Below are 18,969 nucleotides of genomic sequence, written 5' to 3'. Positions count from 1 at the left end.
CGAAAGACCGGCCTCGAACGTGGCCGCCCTGGTCGTTCAGGCGCCGGGGACCGGCAGCGGGCCGCAGGCGAGGAGGTCGCGGAACTCGCGGGCCGGGATCGCGCCGGAGAACAGCCACCCCTGGTAGGCATCCACACCTACCCCGGAGAGCACGTGGAACTGCGTCGCGGTCTCCACGCCTTCCGCCACGCACTGCCGTCCCATCGCGCGCGCCATGTCCACCACCGCCCGCGCCACGGCGAAGTCGGACGCGTCCCCGCCGACTCCGGCGACGAACCGGCGGTCCACCTTGATGATCTGCGCGGGCAGGTCCTTCAGCCTGGCCAGCGACGAGTAGCCGGTGCCGAAGTCGTCGACGGCGAACCGCACGCCGCGCCCGACCAGCTCGCCCATCTCGTGCCGGGTCCGCGACGGCAGATCCACCAGCGCGGTCTCCACCAGCTCCAGGATCACCCGGTCCCAGGCGATGCCGGTCTCGGCGACGATGTCGGCGACCGCGTCGACGAACTCCGGTCCGCCGGGCACCAGGCCCGCCAGGTTCACCGCGACGGCGACCGGACGCCCGTTGCGGGCCGGCCAGGTCGAGGCCTCCCGCAGCGCGGTCCGCAGCACCCAGCGATCCAGTTCGCGCAACAGATCGCCCTGCTCCGCCACGGGCAGGAACGCATCCGGCGCGAGCATCCCCCGGTCCGGGTGCGGCCAGCGCACCAGGGCTTCGGCGGTGACCACGGCGCCGTCGGAATTCACCACCGGCTGGTAGTGCAGGGCCAGGCCGTCGTTGTTCAGCGCGTCCCGCAGCTGCCCTTCCAGATGCAGCTGCCGGTCCGCCGAGGCCATCAACGCGGTGCTGGCCAGCGAAACCTTGCCGGCGCCGCGCGCCTTCGCCTCGAACATCGCCGCGTCGGCGAACCGCAGCAGGTCCTCACCACCGGCGCCGGTGCCGTTGGGCACCGCGGCACCGATCGCCGCCGACACCCGGATCAGCTGGCCGTGCACCGGCACCGCAGTGCGCAGCAGCCCGGACACCCTGGTCGCCAGCGAGTCGACGCCGCCGACAGCCTCGATGTCCTGGCAGATGATCACGAACTCGTCGCCGGAGAGCCGCGCGGCCGTGCACCCGTCGGGCAGGCCGCCCTCAAGCCGCCGCGCCAACGCGACCAGCAGCTCGTCGCCGGCGTCGTGGCCCAGCGAGTCGTTGACCCGCTTGAAGTTGTCGATGTCGCAGAACAGCACCGCGACGCGGTGCGAGTCGGCGCGCCCCAGCAGGTGGCCGAGCAGGTCCTTCACCGCCGCCCGGTTCGGCAGCCCGGTGAGGTCGTCGTGGGTGGCCTGGTAGCGCAGCGCCTCGGCCGCCCGCCGCCGCTCGGTGATGTCCTGGAACACCACCAGCCAGAACTGGGTGCCGTCGTCCTGCACCGACGACGAGGTGTGCAGCTCGCAGTACACCGGCTCGCCGTCGGAGCGCACCAACACCCGCTGCGGCACCCGGCGCCGGATCCCCGACCGCTCGCCCGGCGCGGGCAGACCGGTGTCCTCCTCGTCGGGGTGGGTGATGTTGCGCATCGTCATGCCGCGTAACTGTTCGAGCCGGTAGCCGAGCAGATCGCACAGCGCATCGTTGGCGTCCACCAGCCGCTCGGCCCGGTCGAACAACCCGATCCCGACCGGGGTGATGCTGACCAGATCGGTGAACCGCTGGCTGGAACGCTCCATGCGGGTCACCACGGCCCGCTGCTCGGTGACGTCCTGGGCGGTGCCGACCAGCACGTCGTGGCCGTCCGCGTCCCGGATCGCGGTGCCGTGCATGCGCAGGATCCGCGTCGCGCCGTCCAGCCGCACGTAGCGGTGCTCGACCTCGATCGGGTCGTGCTGGTCCAGCAACGGCCGCCACGCCTGCCGGACCCACCCCTGATCGTCGGGGTGCACCCGTTCCAGGTAGCTGTCGAAGGTCAGCGGCGCGGTGGCCGGTTTGCCGATGATCTCGTGCAGCATGCTCGACAGCCGCATTACGTTGGACTGCGGATCCCATTCCCAGGTGCCGAGCTTGGCGATCCGCTGCGCGTCCTGCAGCTTGCGCCGCTCGTCGCGGAGCTGGCGCTCCAGCGCCCGATGCTCGGTGATGTCCTGGACGGTGCCCTGCACCCGCTCGATCCGCCCGGAGCGGTTGTACTCCGCCCGCCCGGTGCACATGTAGACCCGCTTGCCCGGCAGGTCGCGGAGCTCGACTTCCAGCAGTTCGTCCTCGGGCGCGGCGAGCACCGCGGTGTGGAACTCCGCGGCGCGCTCGCGGTCCTCTGGATAGGTCGCCGCGATCATCGCCCCCACGTCGCCGGTATGCGTGGCACCGGAGACACCGAGGAACTCCGCGAGCACCGGGCTGCGGTAGAACTCGCCGGTTTCCGGGTAGAACACCCAGCTGCCGACTTTGGCGATCCGCTGCGCCTCGATCAACCAGCGCCGCTCGTCGGCGTCGCCGGTACCGGTGGTCTCCGGCTCCGGCTCGGCCAGATCCGACACATCGACCAGCACGGTGACGCGCAACCGGCTGTCCTCGGCGTGCGGCCAGCTCAGCGGGCGGACCGGGATCCGGCCACCGCGCGCCCGCAGCGCCGACACCGATCCGTCGCGGATCACCAGGTCGGCCAGGCGGCAGCCGATCAGGGCGGCGGGCGTGGCTTCCCCGGCAAGCTTCGCGGCCTGTTCCGTGGCGCGAACCACGATCCCGTCCTCGGTGCTCAGCAGGGCTGGCGCGGACGGCATTTCGACCAGCGCGAATTCCTCGGCGTGGGCGTTGGCCAGGTCGAGTCCACCGGAGGTCGCCCGGTTCCCCTCGCTCCGCTCGGTCAACAGCACCCCTCCTGCATAGCAGCCGCTCGGCCGCCAACTCCGGACGCTTGACAGACCACTAACGAGTGACCTGAAACACAGCGAGCCGTGCGGCAGACCTTACCGGTCGACGCACCGGCGGTAACGCCATGGTGCCGGGCCGCGGACCGGTTCCTTGGAGAGGTGACAGTCGTCGCCCGACATGATGACGCCGACCGACGAAAATCGGTTGCCGTCGCCGATGTGCCAGGGCCGGGGCAGCCGCTGCTGGCTCCCCCGGCCCCGCTGTCCGCGGTTCCCGAACCTACCGGCGTCCGGCCCCGCTGCGACAGCCTCGGCGACTCATGCGGTGGCGACTCCGTCGGCGCGGGCCGCCTTCGCGACCGCCGCGCTGACCTCCGGCGCCACCCGCGGGTCCAGCGGGCTGGGCATGATGTGGTCCGCGCTGAGGTCGTCGGCGGCGACCGCCGCGATCGACTCGGCCGCCGCGACCTTCATCCCGTCGGTGATCTTGCTCGCCCCGGCGTCCAGCGCACCCTTGAAGATGCCGGGGAACGCCAGCACGTTGTTGATCTGGTTCGGGAAGTCGCTGCGTCCGGTGGCGACCACGGCCGCGTGCCGCCGCGCGACGTCCGGGTGGATCTCCGGGTCGGGGTTGGCCAGCGCGAACACGATGGCGCCCTCGGCCATCGTCGCCACCAACTCCTCCGGGAGCTGCCCGACCGACACCCCGATGACCACATCGGCGCCCTGCAGCGCCTCCGCGGCCCCGCCGGTGATTCCGCGCGGGTTGGTGTAGCCGAGCAATTCCTGCTTGATCGGCGTCAGGTCGTCCCGTCCGGCATGGATCACGCCGCGCGAGTCGAGCACGACGATCTCGCCGACCCCGGCGACGTGCAGGATCTCCGCGCACGCCACCCCGGCCGCACCGGCACCGGAGATCACCACGCGCAGCGAGCCCAGCTCGCGGTCGACGACCTTGGCGGCGTTGCGCAGCGCGGCCAGCACGACCACGGCGGTGCCGTGCTGGTCGTCGTGCATCACCGGGCAGTCCAGCGCCTCGATCACCCGGCGCTCCAGTTCGAAGCACCGCGGCGCGGAGATGTCCTCCAGGTTGACCGCGCCGAAGGAGGGGCGCAGCCGAACCAGGGTCTCGACGATCTCGTCGACGTCGTTGGTGTCGAGCACCAGCGGAATCGAGTCGAGCCCGGCGAAGGTCTTGAACAGCGCCGACTTGCCCTCCATCACCGGCAACGCCGCCCGCGGCCCGATGTCGCCCAACCCGAGCACCGCGCTGCCGTCGCTGACCACGGCCACCAACCGCCGCGTCCAGGTGTAGCGGTCGGCCAGCGTGCGGTCGCTGGCGATGGCCCGGCTGACCTGCGCCACGCCGGGGGTGTAAGCGATCGACAGATCCCGCGCGGAATCCAGCGGCGCGGTCGCGCTGACGGCGAGCTTGCCGCCTTCGTGCGCCGCGAAGATCTCCTCGTTGCTCAACTCCGCACCGACTCCGCTGGCGGTGCTGTCGTTCACGGTGGTCACGGCGTCCCTCCTGTAGCCATGCCGACGGCCGGGGTACATCCCCGGCCTGGCGAATGGGCGGCACTTCACCGCCCTACGACGCGGCCTTCCCAGGCGTTTCCGGTCAGGCCGACGTCTTCAAATGACCGAGACCGGCCGCCCTGGTCGGACAGCGGCTCGGCGGACGCTGCGGTTCGAACAGTGTGCCAGGCCGCTAGATCAGTGTCAGCGACCGGGATCACATCACCTCACCAGCAGTTTCAACAAAACGTCAAACCAATTTGGCAGTACGCGCGTCCTTTTTAGACCGAACGTGTCGGCAGTACGCGCGTCCTACTTCAATTCGACGAATCGCGGTGCGTCCGCCCGGTCAACTCCGCCCCAGCGGACCGTATTCCGGCGGACCTCCTAGGCTTTCGACCGTGCAGGTACGTCGACTTGAAATCACCGGCGCGTTCGAATTCACCCCGAAGGCCTTCCCCGACCACCGTGGCCTGTTCGTCGCACCGTTCCAGGAACCGGCGTTCGTCGAAGCCACCGGGCACCCGCTGCACGTCGCGCAGACCAACCACAGCGTCTCGGCGCGAGGCGTCGTCCGGGGCGTGCACTTCGCCGACGTACCGCCAGGTCAAGGCAAGTACGTGTACTGCCCGAAGGGCGCGCTGCTGGACGTGGTGATCGACGTGCGGGTCGGCTCCCCGACCTTCGGCGCGTGGACCGCCGTCCGGCTGGACTCCACCGAATACCGGGCCGTCTACCTCGCCGAAGGCCTCGGACACGCGTTCGCCGCGCTCACCGACGACACCGTGATGACCTACCTCTGCTCGACGCCCTACAACCCGGGCGCCGAACACGGCATCGACCCGCTCGACCCGGACCTGGCACTGCCCTGGTCGGAGCTGGGCGGCGAACCGATCCTGTCCGAAAAGGACCGAAACGCCCCCGGCCTGGCCAAAGCCGCCGAACAAGGTCTACTTCCGGACTACGGAACTTGCCTGGCCCACTACGAAACCCTGCGCACCGCCAGCTGAACGGCCACGCGGATCGGGTCACCGCACCCGGCCCGGATTCGGCCACAGCCGCCAGCGGATGACGCCCAGGACTTCGGCCGGGCCGAGCTCCCGCGAGTCCGTCGATCCGAAGTTGTTGTCCCCCTCGACGTGCCAACCCGCACCGTCTCGGCGCAGCGCGCGCTTCACCGACAGCTGCTCCGGACGCTGGGCCCAGCGGACCAGCACGACGTCGCGCGAGCGGGCGCGGCCGCGCAACCGCAGCAGCACCACATCGCGATCCCGCAGGGTGGGAACCATGGACGGTCCGCGCACCAGCAACCGCCGCCAGGGCCATCGCCCGAGGGATTTCACAGCCACCTCCGGTAGGACGTCGAGGATCTTCCAGAGTAGGGTCGGCTCTGTCGGAGCACTCACTGTCAGGGAGGAATCATGCGACTCTTGTCGCGAATCCTCAGCCCCCGCCTGGAGGCGACCGCGCACTGCGATCTTCCGTGCGGTGTGTACGACCCAGCGCAGGCACGGATCGAGGCTGAGTCCGTCAAGGCGATCCAGGAGAAGTACCAGGCCAATGAGGACCCGGAGTTCCGCACGCGGGCGATTCTGATCGCCGAGCAGCGCTCCGAGTTGGTCAAGCACCACCTGTGGGTGCTGTGGACCGACTACTTCAAGCCGCCGCACTTCGAGAAGTACCCGCAGCTGCACGAGTTGGTCAACAAGGCCACCAAGGCCGCGGGCGCGACCGGTACGAAGGGTTCGATGGAGCCGAAGTCCGGTCAGCAGCTGCTGGACTACATCGCCGAGATCGACAAGATCTTCTGGGAGACCAAGCAGGGCTGAGGCACCGGCTTTCAAAGGACGCCGACCAGCGGAAACACATTCCGCCGGTCGGCGTCTTTTTTGATCCCCCGCCGGTGCCAAACGGCCCAGCGACGCCCCAGCGCGCTCCCCTGGATCGACACCCTCGCAGAGTTGCAAAACCTTTTCACAGATGTCTCACATGTCGATAGCGAGCACCGCGTTGCGGCAGAAATGCTGACGAACATGGTTGAAATATTTCCCGCATTATTTCCCCGAACACGATTACGAACAGCTCCGAATTCGCGTTGTAGAACGCCTCTGAATGTGTCCTGGGAGATCAAGCGGGGCTGCGGCCACCGACTTCACCAAGATGCTGGCCAGCGGAAACACCGCTGGTCAGCATCTTTTTGCGGCTTCCGGCGGCATTCGGCCCCGGGCCGCACCGAATGCGGTTGAACCACAACGGTTGCGGCTGGCCGGTGGCGCCTCAACCGGCGAACTTGCGCAGGACCACCTTCAGCGCGTCCGCGGCCGTCTCGTCCACCGTGGGGTCGAAGGTCTCCCGGCCAGCGCGGCTGGCCACGACGTTCACCAGGGCGTCTTCTTTGGACACCAGATAAGCCGTCCGGTAGCTGTGCTCGCCGCTGCGCGTGTCCGTGGCGAGAATCGTGTTCAGCACGCCGCTCCAGCCGTCGGACTGCTCGAAGGGCTGGCGGTCGTAGACGTAGTGGAACCCGCCGGTGTCCTCGGCGCATTCCGGGGGCAGCAGTGTCGCTAGCAGCCGGTCGGCTGGCGCGTTCTGCGGGTCGAACACCACGGTGACCGTGAGCGTGCGGCCCACCTGGTCACCGGTTCCCGTCCACGTTTTGGACGCGTGCACGACCGAGTCCGGCACCGCCTCGGTCACCGCTGGGCACAGCAGCAGCCTCGCCTCGCCCGGCGATGCCGGGGCGAAGCCGGGCAGGTCCGCGTCGGCGGGCAGGGCGTCCTCCGCGATCGCCCGGTTGTCCTTGGCCACCTGCTCCGGTGGCCGGGCAGGGGCGGCGTCCGGATACCGGGTGATCGACACCGGCGGCGCCGTGTCCGCAAGACCGTCCGAGGGCGAACTGCACCCGGCCAGCACCACGAAGCCGGCCGCGACCGTGCACAGTAGACGGATTGGACGGCGGTTCACGGAACCTCCCAGGGTTGCCGGGTCGGGGGAAAGGAGCGGGGCGGCGCCGCCGTTGGCGCCGCCCCACCTGGTGCGGACGGTCAGTCCGCGATGGCCGCGAACTGGTCGGGGGACAGTTTCAGCGAGGGACCGTTGAAGAGCGCGTTGAAGATCATCTTCTGCTCGCCCCGGTTCCAGGTGCGGAACGAGGCCTGGTTGCCGAAGGTGACCACCGAGCCCTTGCCGATCTGCCAGGACACCGTGTTCACCGCCCCGTTGAGGTACTCGCCGCCGATGAGCCAGCCGCTTTCGAGCTGCTCGTTGCGGTTGGGGTACTGCCCGACCACATGGTTCGGGAACTTGTTCGGGTCGGTGATCCGGTAGGCGTCGTCGCCGTCGAACCAGACCGGGTTGTGGTCGGTCATGCCCCACGCGGCGGGGTCGTTGGTGTCGATGTCCTGGCTCAGCAGCGAGCCGGGGCTGTAGAACACCGACGAGCTCTCCGGCAGCACCGACTCCAAGGGCAGGCCGAAGAGTTCCTGCGCGGTGCCGGTGGCGGCGCCGAAGCTGACCAGCGTGCCGCCGCCGTTCACGAAGTCGCGCAGCTGGTTCCAGCCTTCCTCGCCGACGCCGAAGGCCCAACTCCACTCCGGTGGGTAGCGGTCGGCGCTGAGCCCGTTGACGATGGAATTCTTGCTCACGCCGTCGGGCATCACGATGGCGTCGAACTTGCCCGCGAGGTTGCCGTAGTCGCCGGCCTGGACGATCTGGTAGTTGACCTTGTACTGGTCGAACATCCACATCAGCCAGCCGGACGGGATGTTGTTCGGCGGCTTGAGCAAACCGATCCTGGTGCCCGGCTTGAGCTGGACGCCCTCGATCTGCGGCACGTCGGAGATCGAGTAAACCGGGATCCCGGTCGCCTTCGACTGCTCCGTCAGCGCCTTCGTCGCCGCGTCGGTGGGCGGGACGATGAAGGTGCCAGCCGGATACGTGCGGCCCGCGTCGGTGAACTCGGCCGCCGCCCGGAAGGTGGGGATGCCGTCGCCCTGCAGCTTCGACACGATCTGGTACACGCCATAGGACTCCGGACCGAGCACGTACGCGCCGCCCTTGCCCGGCGGTGCCGGGACGGTCACCGGAGCCGGGTCGGGCTTGATGACCGGACTGGTGCTCGCGTTGAACCGATCCTTGACCAGGTCAGCCTGGAAACCGAGCAGCATGGGCAGCGTCTGGGCGGTCACGTCATAAGGGCGCTGCGGCGGCCCGCCCGGGTACTGCAGCAGCTGCGGGTAGTGCTGCACCTCCAGCAGCGTCTTGGCGAAGCCGGAGTAGGGCTGCGCCAGGTAGATGACGTAGGAGCCCTTCGGGTACTCCTTGCCGCCCGCGGTGAACGGCGCCTGCGCCTGCTGGACCTCCACGTCGCCGGTCAGCATGATCTCCAGGGTGTCTCGGACGGCCTGCGGGTCGCGCTGACCGGCCGGGATGACGTAGGCGTACGCGTCGGTGCGCTCGACGTTGCGCAGCCCGACCTTGTAGAAGTCCTTCAGCCAGTTGTAGCCGTCGTTGGCCAGCTCATCCACGCCCGAGTAGAACGTCTGGGACGTGTAGTCGACGATCTGGCGCAGCGTCCAGGTGTTGCTGTCGTAGGGCTCGATGAAGTTGATGTCCGACTCCTGCTGCCCAAGCGGACCGTCACCGACCTGCGGGTACGCCAGGTCGGACACGCTCGCCGCCTCGGTCAGCAGCCGGGCCGCACCGTGGTAGACCTGGTACTGCCGCGACGGCGTCCAGTAGTCGTAGGACTGGGCCCAGCCGACGCCCTTCATGCCCGCCGAGGTCATGCCCCGCTGCATCGCCATGCCCATGTCGTTGGTCTGCTGCACGGTGATCGGATCGATGTTCGGGTCGTACGGCGACAAGTAGGGCGGAGTGAACATGCGCGGTGCGCCGGTGCCCGCCTGGTGCGCGTCCTGGAACGCCTGCGGGTGGTACTTGTTCTGGATCGAGACCATCAAGTCGGACTCGACCTGGGTGAACATGAACCAGTCGCGGTTGTCGTCGTGCCCGGTGTACTTCTGGTACAGGTCCGGGTAGACGCGCGCGTAGTTCGTTCCCGCGGTGGCGTTGAAGTAGTCGTTGACCAGCTTCAGCCCGTCCGGGTTCTGCGACGGCACCATCAGGATCACGGCGTTGTCGAGGATGTTGTTGATGTAAGGCGAATCCTCGGTCGCCAGCCGGTGCGCGATCTCCAGCATCGCCTGCGAGTTGCCGACCTCGTTGGCGTGGATACCGGCCTGCACGTAGTAGAACGGCTTGCCCTCGCGGGCCAGGCTCTCCGCCTCGGTCGGCGACAGGCCGCGCGGGTCGGCGAGGCGATTGTTGATCTGGACCAGTCGATCCAGGTTGTCCAGGTTCTTCTTCGAGCTGATGGTGAGCATCAGGTACGGGTTGTTCTGCGTGGTCCTGCCCACCTCCTCGTAGTTCACCCGGTTGCTGCGATCGGCGATCAACTGGAAGTAGGGGACCATCTGATCCAACATCGCGAGCCGACCATCGGATCCGATGCGGAACCCGAAGTACTGCTCGGGATTCGGGATGCTGGGGGCAGCCGCCGCTGTGGGCGGCAGGACCGGCGCCACCAGAGCGATGACCGCGGCAGCGACCACGGCCAGTCTCCGGACAGGTGAGCGCATATCCGCTCCTTCGAGGAGTCGTTTCAGTTGTCAGGGCACAGTGCGGCCACCGCAGAAGCGGCCCGCGGTCGGGCACAGCGGATTGAGCGGACGAGGAATCGTCGCCCCGTAGCGATGGGTTTGAAGGGGGCGACGTGGTCCGACGCGACGATGCGCCGTTCGGTGCACCCGGGGTGTCCTGGAGCGAAGATCGGGCACTCCGGTCCTGCATACAGTGAATATTTTTCTAGTCCGCGCTCAGACCGGGCGCAAGCCTCATTTTGGATCTAAAACCCGAAACTTCCGGCCAGTGACAACACGAGCTCCAGCAGGTCCGGGGGTACGCGCTGGCGCCGAGCCGCACGGCCTCACCGGAGGCGCGCGACGAACGATCCCGAGTGGACGGTTGAATCCGGGCACCGCGCAGGCAATCCGCACTGTCGGTGACGCCTCGCCGACCGCACTCGAACGGCACGGCTGGTGCCGCCAGCTCCGCTACCCGACAGCACCGGGCTGGGTGCCTCACCCGGCCACGCAGGTCAGCCGAGGCCCGGCACCGCTGTCCCAACCAGTAGGACAGCCGTGTCTCCTGATCAGCGGTTACTAGGCTGCGCCCGTGGACATCGGTTGGCTGGAGAGCTTTCTGGCGCTGGCCGAACACGAGAGCTTCACCCGGGCCGCCGCGGCCCAGCACATCAGCCAGCCCGCGTTCAGCCGACGGATCCGCGCGCTGGAACTGTGGTTCGGCGAGGCGCTGGTGGACCGGTCGACCTTCCCCGTGGCGCTCACCCCTGCCGGAGCGAAGGTGCGGGCGAGCGCGATCCGGACCGTGGCCGGGCTCGGCGCGATCCGGGAGGAGCTCCGGGGTCGGCACCGAACGCCACGGGGCGCCGTCCGGGTCGCGGTGGCGCAAACGCTGGCGACGACGTTCTTCCCCGCGTGGTGGGCCTGCTGCGGCGATCAGCGGCCGGTGCCGTGCTCGCTGCTGCCCGCCAACACCCTCCACGGCTACGACATGCTGGTGCACGGCAGCTGCGACCTGATGCTCGCCTACGCCGATCCGGTCGGTCCGCCGGTCTTCCCGGACACCGAACTCGAATGGCTCGTGGTGGGCAGGGACCGGCTGGCGCCCTACTCCTCGGTTACCGCCGGGCACGCGGACTTCGCCCTACCGGGCACCGCGAGCAACCCCGTGCCGGTGGTGACGCACGGTTCGGGCGCATTCCTCGGCCAGGTAACCGACCGGCTGCTCAGCGGCCACGACCTGCACCTCTCGCCGATCGTCCAAAGTGAACTCACCTCGGCGCTGGCCGCGCTCGTGCAGGCGGGTTTGGGCATCGGATGGCTGCCCGAGGACCTCGCGTCGCCCGGCGTCGCCGCTGGCATGCTGCGGGAGGTCGGCGGCCCGTCCCTGTCGGCCGAGCTGGAGATCCGCCTGTTCCGGGTGCGGCGCCAGCGGATGCCGCGGCACGTGGCCACCGTTTGGCACCGGGCGGCCGGACTCGTCGCCGGAGCGAGCTGACCACCCGGCCGCGGTGCGGTCGAGGCGCCAGCGGGGGTTCGGGGCAGGAGCTCAGCTCCGCTCGAAGGCCGAGCGATATCCGAAAAGGCCAGCGCTTCCACCGGTGTGCAGGAAAACCACGTTGTCCGACGCGGCGAAGCGGCCGTCGGCGATGTTGCCCAGCAGGCCGGCGAAACCCTTGCCCGAGTACACCGGGTCGAGCAGGATGCCCTCGGTCGACGCGACCAGCCGGACCGCCTCGACCATCGCATCGGTCGGGACGCCGTAGCCCTGCCCGACCCAGCGGTCGTCCACCAGCACGTGCTCCCTGGCGACCACACCCTCGGCTCCGATCAGGGCCGCCGTGCGCGCGGCGAGGCCGAACACCGCGTCGATCTGGGCCTGCGCTGGCTGCCGCACGCTGATGCCGAGCACCCGGGCCGGGCTGTGCATCGCGCGCAGCCCCGCGACGAGTCCGGCCTGCGTTCCGGTGCTGCCGGTGCCGTGCACGACCCAGTCGACCGCGACCGGGGCCGACTCCAACTCCTGCGCGCACCCGACATATCCAACGGCGCCCAGCGGATTCGACCCGCCACCCGGGATCACGTACGGCCGCCTGCCGTTCGCGCGCAGGTCGTCGGCGAGCAGTTCCATCGCCTGCTGCATGTCGGTTCCGGCCGGGACCCGGTCAACGATCTCGGCGCCGAGCAGGTCGTCGAGCAGCACGTTGCCGGAAAGTTCGTACTCCTCGTCGCGCACTTGGCGCTTTTCGAGGAACAGCTTGCACTCCATCCCGGCCCGCGCGGCCGCGGCGGCGGTCTGGCGGGCGTGGTTGGACTGGGTCGCTCCCTGCGTGATGAGCACGTCGGCTTCCTGGCGGACCGCTTCGCCCACCAGGAACTCCAGCTTCCGGGTCTTGTTGCCCCCGGTAGCCAGCCCCGTGCAGTCGTCGCGTTTGATCCACAGGTTGGGCACCTGTGCGTGGTGTTCCCGCAGGTGTGCGGTCAGGCGGTCCATCGGTTCGAGCGCGGTCGGGAAATGCCCCAGTGGAAATCGATCGAAACGTGCAATCTGGACCATTCGGCCATCGCCTCGTCGTGGTTGGAGGGGTACGGTTCTCCGGCAGTTGATCAGCGTTCGTCGGGCGCTGGTATTTCGGCAACGGTCATGCACATGACGCATGAGGTACCGCCCGTTCGGTGAACGGGAACAACACTTCCAAGCCATCGCCTGCAGAACCGCTGCGAGAGGATGTGCTGCGCATGGAGGACCCGAACGCGACCGCGGCGCCGCCCGGCGCTGGCGACGAGCGCGGCCGACGACGGCTGTCCATGCCGCCCATGGGCGTCCAGGTGCTCGTCGCCCTCGTCGTCGGAGCCGTGCTGGGCTTCGCCGCCCCGTCGTTCAGCGAGCATTTGAAGATCATCGGCGACGGGTTCATCCGGCTGATCGAGATGAGCATCGTCCCGCTGATCTTCCCGCTCATCGTCATGTCGATCGCACGCATGGAATCGGCGCGGGCGGTGGGCCGGCTGGCGGGGAAGGCGTTGCTGTACTTCGAGGTCGTCACCACGGTGATCTTGATCGTGACCCTCTTCTTCGCCTTCATCACCGGGATAGGCAAGGGCGCGAACCTCGACTCGCTGGCTCCCGCGAACACCGACAACATCCAGAAGTCGGTAGACCTTTCGTCGCTGCTCCTCAACATCATCCCGGAGAACGTGTTCGCCGCGCTCGGCGAGGGAGATCTGCTGGCCATCCTCTTCTTCGCCGTGTTCCTCGGACTGGCGCTGACCAAGATCGGCAGCAAGGCCAAGCCCGTGATCGCCGTCATGGACGGCATCGCGGACGCGATGTTCCAGGTGATCGCCTGGGTGGTCAAACTCACCCCGCTGGCCGTGGTGTCCTTCGTGGCGTACAACACCGCGCACTACGGGTGGGACCTGGTGTTGAAGCTGGTCATGTTCGTCGCGGTCTTCTACGGCGCGGTCATCGTGGTGCTCGTCGTGCTGTTCCCGATCATCGCCGCCATCTTCCGCGTTCCGTACGTGCCGATGCTGCGGGCCGTCGGCGACCTCCTGCTGCTGGCGTTCGTGACGCGCAGCGCCGAGGTCGTGCTCGCCCCGCTGATCCGTCGACTGGACAGGTTCGGGGTAGACCGGACGGTTTCGTCGTTCACCCTCCCGCTCGGCTACTCCTTCAACGCCGACGGAGCCACCATGTACGAGGCGCTGGCGGTGGTCTTCCTGGCGCACGCCTTCGGGGTGGAGCTGACGATTCCGCAGCTGCTCACCATGCTGCTGGTGTTGATGTTGCTGACCAAGGGAATCGCCGGGGTGCCCTCGGCCGCGATCGTGGTGCTGTTCTCGGCGTCCGCGGTAATCGGGTTGCCCCCGGAGGGAGTCGCCATTCTGCTCGCCGTCGACTTCGTGGTCGACATGGCGCGCACCGGCCTGAACGTGGCAGGCAACTCGCTGGCCGCGCTCGTGATCGCCAAGTCCGAGGGGCTGTTCAGGCGACCGAAGGAAGAGGTGGCGGCGTAACCGCTGGCGCAGTGCGCGGATACCGGTCAGCGCAGCCCGGAATCCGCAGTGCGTTTGAGGATCCCTCGGAGCTTCCCGAACTTCGCTCCCACGGATGACGCGGTGCCGATACCGATCATCTGATCCACTGTGGACAGTAAAGGCCGACCGCCGAGCCGCAGCGGACGCGGACACCACGTCACCGGGCCGAACCGGCGCGATGCCGCAACCGCGACGCCGAGGCAGTCCTGCGCCACTACGACCGGAAGCCGCACGAGGACATGGGTCGAGCCTCCGGCCGAGTCCTCGTGCACACCCGGGCCGGGCTCCGGTCCCGCCCAGGCCTTCGTGTGGTCCTCGATCGCGGCGACACCGGGTTCTTCGCGCCCACGAAGCCGGTTTCATCGAGTCAGGTGGCCCCTTTCAGGTTGGTGTGGCGCTCGGGCACCGGATGCACGCGTGTCCCGTTGCCGGGCTTGCCGAAACGGGCTTGCGCAGGAGCCGAGCGGGACCTCGCGTTCATCGACGTTTCGCCACGCTTGTCACGTTGCCGCGGCCGTCGGTGTCGGCCAGGGCAGGACGGTCAGCTCTGGCCACTGGAGGCTCCAACGGCTGGTCTTGGCCTGGTAGACACTGCGCGGAGCCAACACGGGGTTGGGGCGGACGACGAGGTTGAACACGTCCGACAGGCCGTGCGGGGCGTAGACGCGCCAATGCCCGCCTGGTTCGAGACGGACCCCGAGGCAGCAGGTGGTCGCGGCGAACGAATCGATCGCGTCCTCGGTTGACGAATACGGGCGACACGGAACGCCGAATTTCTGCTCGTACCAAAGGTGGACGCGAGCCTCGTTGCGAACCTCGACCTCGGCCGGGACATCGGTGAAAGCCTCCTGCACCGACTGGATCACCCCGTCCTCGGCTTCCCAGGAAAGATCGGTGGCGTCGAAGTAGAACAGGTCGTAGTCCTTGATGCCCTCGGCCGGGGCCCGCCCGGTGACCGCGTTCCAAACGGTCTGGAACAGGCAGCCCGCCGTCAGGTACCAGCCGGGCAGCCCAAGCCGCGCGGCGCGGTCGAGGACCTCCACCAGTACGTCGTTCCGGGAAAGCACCTCCCGGAAGGCGTTGAGCTGTTCGGCCACTGGCAGTCGGCTGATCACCTCCCCTGCCTACCACCTTCGTCACCGTGGGCAAGACGTCAACTGGGCGGCCGGATCTGGAGCTGCCGAACCTCCGGGCATTCCTCGATGACGCCGTCCACCACCACGGCACCGTGGCAATCCGTGGCAATCCGGGGCAATCCGGCAGTCGAACCATCCACTTCGGACCGGCCGAGGACAGCACCGACTGACCAGCGGCACACCGAACAGACCCCGGCAGCATGCCGGGCATCCACCTGCGCAGTCAGGTGCCGCTAGTACCCGGGTGGTCTTCGGTATCCCGCCGGAAAGTCCTTGTCCCGCCAGGCCACCACTCGCCACAGCGCATCGCCGTCCCGACTCCACACGGTCGTGTTCGTGCCCGATCGCGACGGCCACCGCGCGCCGTCGGCTTGCCCACCCTGTTGCCGCCAGTCCCAATCGACGATCGCCACGCCCTCTCCCACGAACCGGACGGCCCGAATCTCGCCGCTCGACCTGGCCGCGGCGAACGTCGGGAAGCCGGGTGGCGGGTCCGGCGAATACAGCTTCTCGTGCAGAGCACGTATCTCGTCACGGCCATGCAGGACCATCCCGATCGGGTTGTGGAAGTCCGCATCGCGCTGGAACATCCCGACGAATCCATCGAGATCGAGGCGGTCCGCCGCCGACATGAGTTGGCGCACCGCCACCTGAACATCACTCGTACCCATCATGATCGCCTCCTAGCCGAACCGGAACCGGAATTTCGATTCCCATACTGCAGGTAGCAGGCCACCACGTCAAGTTATTTCGGAACCTCGATTCCGGTTGGGTTACGCTGCGAGCATGCAAGCCGAACGCCCGCTGCGCTCCGATGCCCGCCGCAACCGCGATCGAATCCTCGACGCCGCTCGGCGATCGTTCGCCGAGGACGGCTCCAACGTGCAGATGGAACCGATCGCCCGCCGGGCGGGCGTGGGAGTCGGCACGCTCTACCGGAACTTCCCGACGAAGCAGGCGCTCGTGGCGGCGCTGGTACAGGAATGGGCGGCGGAACGAACCGCCAACCTCGACCGGGCGCTGGCCGCCGAAGACCCCTGGGAAGCGGTCGTCGACAACGTCCGCAGCACCGCCGAAGCCATGAGTCGCGACGCCGGATTGCGCGAGACCTTCCGCGATCTGCCACCGAAACCCCTCCCCGGTGACGAGAGCGCCTTCGAACGCAGACTCGCCGAACTCATCGACCGGGCCCACGGCGCCGGGGTGATCCGCGCGGAGGTCACACCCGAGGCGTACCACGGTTTCATGGTCGGCCTGTCGGCGACGATCTCGGCCGGCACCGACTGGCGACTGGCCGCGGAAGTCCTGCTGAGCGGAGTCGCCGCCCGCTGAACGGACGATTCGCCCGAGGTTGTCCCAATCAGTGGGCCATTCGTCCTTGAGGACATCCACCGAAGCAGCCAGGCTCGATTGCGTGGGCAGGCACGAAGTGGTCATCGCCGTCTACGACGGAATCCAGCTGCTGGACGCCGCTGGGCCGCTGGAGGTGTTCGACAACGCATCGCGCGCTCTCGACGGGGGCTACCGGGTGCGCCTGGCGTCGCTCGGCCGAGCTGACCCGCACGCTGGCGAAATGGCTCGTGGTGTTCCTGCAGCGGCCGGGCGGGCAGTCGCAGTTCAGCGTGTGGAACTCAGCGCGGTCGGTACCCGACCACGCGCTGAGCGATCTGCTCGGCGACATCGCGGCCAACCCGGCAGGCGACTACAGCATTCCGGCGATGGCAGCGCGACTGACGATGAGCCCGCGGCACTTCACGCGCCTGTTCACCAAGCAGGTCGGCACCAGTCCCGGCCGCTACGTCGAGCGCTCGCGCGTCGAAGCCGCCCGCTCGATGCTCGAAACCGGCCAACGCGGCATCGCCAGGCGCTGCGGCTTCAGCAGTACCGAAACGATGCGCCGCGCGTTCCTGCGCCAACTCGGCGTGCCACCCAGCGCTTATCGGGATCGCTTCCGCACCGCAGGATGAAGGAGATCATCATGGACATCGCATTCGTGCTCTACGACCGCTTCACCGCTTTGGACCTGGTCGGCCCGTACGAGGCCCTGGCCGCCCATCCGGAGGTCACCGCGCATTTCGTCGCGGCGGGGCGGGGTGTCGTGCGCTGCGACTCCGGGTTGCCGATCCAGGCGACGGCGACCTTCGACGAACTCACCCGACCCGACATCGTGGTCGTCCCGGGCGGTCGCGGCTGGCGCAGTGCGCTGGACGACGCGGCGCTGCCGTCGTGGCTGGCCGCAGTGCACCCGCACACGACGTGGACGACCTCGGTCTGCACCGGCGCGCTGCTGCTGGCGAAGGCCGGAATCCTGACCGGCAAGCGTGCGACGACGCATTGGACGACGCGCGAGGTGCTGGCCGAGATGGGCGTCGAGGTCGCCACCGAGCGAGTGGTTTTCGACGGGAAGGTGGTTACCGCTGCCGGGGTGTCCGCGGGCATCGACATGGGGTTGGCGCTGGCTGTGGAGATGTGGGGTCGGGAAACGGGCGAACGCATCCAGTTGGCGATGGAATACGACCCGCAGCCGCCGTTGGACAGCGGATCGCCGGAGAAAGCGGCTCCGGCGGTGGTGGCCGCCGTGCGCGAAAGGGTATGCGCTGCTTAGCGCGGTTACGCTCGACGCCGTGGCACACGATGAGCACCGCGTGTACGTCCTCCGGCACGGGACCACCGAGTGGTCCAAGACCGGCCAGCACACCAGTCGTTCAGACATCCCGCTGACCGTCGAGGGCGAGCTGCGGGCGCGGCAGGCCGGGCAGACGCTTTCCGCCTTGCGCCCGGCCGGACCGGTCGTCGTGCTGGCGAGTCCGCGGCAGCGCGCGCAGCGCACGGCAACGCTGGCCGGGCTGGCGGATGTCCGCACCGAACCGCTGCTCGCCGAGTGGGATTACGGCGATTACGAAGGTCTGACGACTGCGCAGATCCGCGAGCAGGTGCCGGGCTGGACGGTGTGGACGCACTCCTGCCCCGGCGGCGAAACGGCCGCGGACGTCACCGTGCGCGCTGACAAGCTGCTGGCGCGCATCGTGGACGCGGACTCCGATGTGGTGTTGGTGGGCCATGGCCACTTCAGCCGCTGCTTGATCGCTCGCTGGCTGGGCTTGTCGGCTACTTCGGGGGTGCATTTCGCGCTGGATCCGGCGGGCATCACGGTGCTGGGCCACGAGCGGGGCGTGCCGCAGGTGGAGCGGTCCAACATCCCGCCGTGGCAGCAGGGCTGACGGGGTAAATCCCGTGCACCGGCGGTCTGCCGTCCCGAATATCCTGGGGCGGTAGCAAATCTCGTGGAGGTGTCGATGATCCGCCGGGCCACCCGTGCCGACGTGCCCGCCATGGTCGAGTTGGTGCACGAACTCGCGCGTTACGAGAAGGCCTCGCAGCAGTGCCACCTGACCGACCAGCAACTGCTGGACGCGCTGTTCGGCCCGGCACCGGCGCTGTTCGGCCACGTGGCCGAAGTGGACGGTGCGGTCGTGGGGCTGTCCCTGTGGTTGCTGAACTTCTCCACCTGGGAGGGCGTGCACGGCATCTACCTGGAAGACCTGTACGTCCGCCCCGAGCAGCGCGGTCGCGGTCTCGGCAAGGCGCTGCTGCAGGCTTTGGCGCGGGAGTGCGTGCAGCGCGGTTACGCGCGGTTGGAGTGGTCGGTGCTGAACTGGAACGAGCCGTCGATCAACTTCTACAAGGCGGCCGGTGCAACCCCGCTGGACGAGTGGACCATGTACCGGCTCACCGGGACCGCGCTGCGCGCGTTCAGCTCCTGAACGCGCTGCCGGGCGATG

General features: G+C 68.6%; 18 protein-coding genes. 10 read left to right on the top strand and 8 right to left on the bottom strand.

The window, feature by feature from the left end:
* Nucleotides 1–36: 36 nt before the first annotated feature.
* Nucleotides 37–2,853, bottom strand: a complete 2,817-nt coding sequence (locus ACTWQN_RS31375; protein WP_443207236.1) for an EAL domain-containing protein — start codon at nucleotides 2,851–2,853, stop codon at nucleotides 37–39.
* 315 nt (nucleotides 2,854–3,168) lie between these two features.
* The gene (locus ACTWQN_RS31370; RefSeq protein ID WP_443207235.1) at nucleotides 3,169–4,368 is read right to left on the bottom strand and encodes an NAD(P)-dependent malic enzyme; all 1,200 of its coding nucleotides are present in this window, start codon (nucleotides 4,366–4,368) and stop codon (nucleotides 3,169–3,171) included.
* Nucleotides 4,369–4,769: 401 nt separating this feature from the next.
* Between ACTWQN_RS31370 and ACTWQN_RS31365 the strand changes: the two genes are divergently transcribed.
* Nucleotides 4,770–5,378: a dTDP-4-dehydrorhamnose 3,5-epimerase family protein gene (locus tag ACTWQN_RS31365; RefSeq protein WP_443207234.1), complete on the top strand. Its 609-nt coding sequence runs from the start codon at nucleotides 4,770–4,772 to the stop codon at nucleotides 5,376–5,378.
* Between the two features lie 18 nt (nucleotides 5,379–5,396).
* Here the strand turns inward: ACTWQN_RS31365 and ACTWQN_RS31360 are convergent, their stop codons facing one another.
* Nucleotides 5,397–5,672, bottom strand: coding sequence for a S24/S26 family peptidase (locus ACTWQN_RS31360; protein WP_443207296.1), 276 nt, complete (start codon nucleotides 5,670–5,672; stop codon nucleotides 5,397–5,399).
* Nucleotides 5,673–5,789: 117 nt separating this feature from the next.
* On the opposite strand from ACTWQN_RS31360, the gene sodN reads away from it, so the two are divergent.
* Nucleotides 5,790–6,197 (top strand): superoxide dismutase, Ni, encoded by a 408-nt coding sequence (gene sodN / locus ACTWQN_RS31355; protein ID WP_443207233.1) that lies wholly within the window; start codon nucleotides 5,790–5,792, stop codon nucleotides 6,195–6,197.
* Nucleotides 6,198–6,645: 448 nt separating this feature from the next.
* Here the strand turns inward: sodN and ACTWQN_RS31350 are convergent, their stop codons facing one another.
* Entirely contained in the window at nucleotides 6,646–7,332 is a 687-nt protein-coding gene (locus ACTWQN_RS31350; RefSeq protein WP_443207232.1) for a hypothetical protein, read from the bottom strand.
* A gap of 80 nt (nucleotides 7,333–7,412) precedes the next feature.
* Nucleotides 7,413–10,007 (bottom strand): M14 family metallopeptidase, encoded by a 2,595-nt coding sequence (locus ACTWQN_RS31345; protein ID WP_443207231.1) that lies wholly within the window; start codon nucleotides 10,005–10,007, stop codon nucleotides 7,413–7,415.
* Nucleotides 10,008–10,602: 595 nt separating this feature from the next.
* Here ACTWQN_RS31345 and ACTWQN_RS31340 point away from each other — a divergent pair.
* Entirely contained in the window at nucleotides 10,603–11,508 is a 906-nt protein-coding gene (locus tag ACTWQN_RS31340) for a LysR family transcriptional regulator (protein ID WP_443207230.1), read from the top strand.
* Nucleotides 11,509–11,559: 51 nt separating this feature from the next.
* On the opposite strand, the gene cuyA is transcribed toward ACTWQN_RS31340, so the two are convergent.
* The gene (gene cuyA, locus ACTWQN_RS31335) at nucleotides 11,560–12,567 is read right to left on the bottom strand and encodes a D-cysteate sulfo-lyase (protein ID WP_443207229.1); all 1,008 of its coding nucleotides are present in this window, start codon (nucleotides 12,565–12,567) and stop codon (nucleotides 11,560–11,562) included.
* Nucleotides 12,568–12,749: 182 nt separating this feature from the next.
* Here cuyA and ACTWQN_RS31330 point away from each other — a divergent pair, with 182 nt between their 5' ends.
* Complete coding sequence (locus ACTWQN_RS31330; RefSeq protein ID WP_443207228.1) at nucleotides 12,750–14,030, top strand: dicarboxylate/amino acid:cation symporter; 1,281 nt, start codon at nucleotides 12,750–12,752, stop codon at nucleotides 14,028–14,030.
* Between the two features lie 521 nt (nucleotides 14,031–14,551).
* Here the strand turns inward: ACTWQN_RS31330 and ACTWQN_RS31325 are convergent.
* Nucleotides 14,552–15,166, bottom strand: a complete 615-nt coding sequence (locus ACTWQN_RS31325; protein ID WP_443207227.1) for a nucleotidyltransferase family protein — start codon at nucleotides 15,164–15,166, stop codon at nucleotides 14,552–14,554.
* 26 nt (nucleotides 15,167–15,192) lie between these two features.
* Here ACTWQN_RS31325 and ACTWQN_RS31320 point away from each other — a divergent pair, with 26 nt between their 5' ends.
* Nucleotides 15,193–15,357 (top strand): hypothetical protein, encoded by a 165-nt coding sequence (locus ACTWQN_RS31320; RefSeq protein WP_443207226.1) that lies wholly within the window; start codon nucleotides 15,193–15,195, stop codon nucleotides 15,355–15,357.
* A 63-nt stretch (nucleotides 15,358–15,420) separates the two neighbouring features.
* Here ACTWQN_RS31320 and ACTWQN_RS31315 read toward each other — a convergent pair whose 3' ends face one another.
* Nucleotides 15,421–15,861: a YybH family protein gene (locus tag ACTWQN_RS31315; protein ID WP_443207225.1), complete on the bottom strand. Its 441-nt coding sequence runs from the start codon at nucleotides 15,859–15,861 to the stop codon at nucleotides 15,421–15,423.
* Nucleotides 15,862–15,973: 112 nt separating this feature from the next.
* Between ACTWQN_RS31315 and ACTWQN_RS31310 the strand changes: the two genes are divergently transcribed.
* The 5 genes from ACTWQN_RS31310 (at nucleotide 15,974) to ACTWQN_RS31290 (ending at nucleotide 18,951) form a co-directional block, all read left to right on the top strand.
* Nucleotides 15,974–16,519 carry a TetR/AcrR family transcriptional regulator gene (locus ACTWQN_RS31310; RefSeq protein WP_443207224.1) on the top strand — a complete coding sequence of 182 codons (546 nt, stop codon included), beginning with the start codon at nucleotides 15,974–15,976 and terminating at the stop codon, nucleotides 16,517–16,519.
* A gap of 248 nt (nucleotides 16,520–16,767) precedes the next feature.
* Nucleotides 16,768–17,154 carry a helix-turn-helix domain-containing protein gene (locus ACTWQN_RS31305; RefSeq protein ID WP_443207223.1) on the top strand — a complete coding sequence of 129 codons (387 nt, stop codon included), beginning with the start codon at nucleotides 16,768–16,770 and terminating at the stop codon, nucleotides 17,152–17,154.
* 11 nt (nucleotides 17,155–17,165) lie between these two features.
* Nucleotides 17,166–17,792: a DJ-1/PfpI family protein gene (locus ACTWQN_RS31300; protein WP_443207222.1), complete on the top strand. Its 627-nt coding sequence runs from the start codon at nucleotides 17,166–17,168 to the stop codon at nucleotides 17,790–17,792.
* A gap of 19 nt (nucleotides 17,793–17,811) precedes the next feature.
* Nucleotides 17,812–18,408, top strand: coding sequence for a histidine phosphatase family protein (locus ACTWQN_RS31295; RefSeq protein WP_443207221.1), 597 nt, complete (start codon nucleotides 17,812–17,814; stop codon nucleotides 18,406–18,408).
* A 75-nt stretch (nucleotides 18,409–18,483) separates the two neighbouring features.
* Nucleotides 18,484–18,951 carry a GNAT family N-acetyltransferase gene (locus ACTWQN_RS31290; RefSeq protein ID WP_443207220.1) on the top strand — a complete coding sequence of 156 codons (468 nt, stop codon included), beginning with the start codon at nucleotides 18,484–18,486 and terminating at the stop codon, nucleotides 18,949–18,951.
* Nucleotides 18,952–18,969 lie beyond the last annotated feature (18 nt).

Source organism: Saccharopolyspora antiqui (genome assembly GCF_052246905.1).
Taxonomy (GTDB): Bacteria; Actinomycetota; Actinomycetes; order Mycobacteriales; family Pseudonocardiaceae; genus Saccharopolyspora.
This window is presented reverse-complemented; position numbering and strand designations above follow the sequence as displayed.

Excerpts from the sequence above, each read along its gene's own strand:
- cuyA (WP_443207229.1), bottom strand. The coding sequence starts at position 12,567 with ATGGTCCAGATTGCACGTTTCGATCGATTTCCACTGGGGCATTTCCCG.
- ACTWQN_RS31310 (WP_443207224.1), top strand. The coding sequence starts at position 15,974 with ATGCAAGCCGAACGCCCGCTGCGCTCCGATGCCCGCCGCAACCGCGAT.
- ACTWQN_RS31300 (WP_443207222.1), top strand. The coding sequence starts at position 17,166 with ATGGACATCGCATTCGTGCTCTACGACCGCTTCACCGCTTTGGACCTG.
- sodN (WP_443207233.1), top strand. The coding sequence starts at position 5,790 with ATGCGACTCTTGTCGCGAATCCTCAGCCCCCGCCTGGAGGCGACCGCG.
- ACTWQN_RS31290 (WP_443207220.1), top strand. The coding sequence starts at position 18,484 with ATGATCCGCCGGGCCACCCGTGCCGACGTGCCCGCCATGGTCGAGTTG.
- ACTWQN_RS31330 (WP_443207228.1), top strand. The coding sequence starts at position 12,750 with ATGGAGGACCCGAACGCGACCGCGGCGCCGCCCGGCGCTGGCGACGAG.
- ACTWQN_RS31315 (WP_443207225.1), bottom strand. The coding sequence starts at position 15,861 with ATGATGGGTACGAGTGATGTTCAGGTGGCGGTGCGCCAACTCATGTCG.
- ACTWQN_RS31345 (WP_443207231.1), bottom strand. The coding sequence starts at position 10,007 with ATGCGCTCACCTGTCCGGAGACTGGCCGTGGTCGCTGCCGCGGTCATC.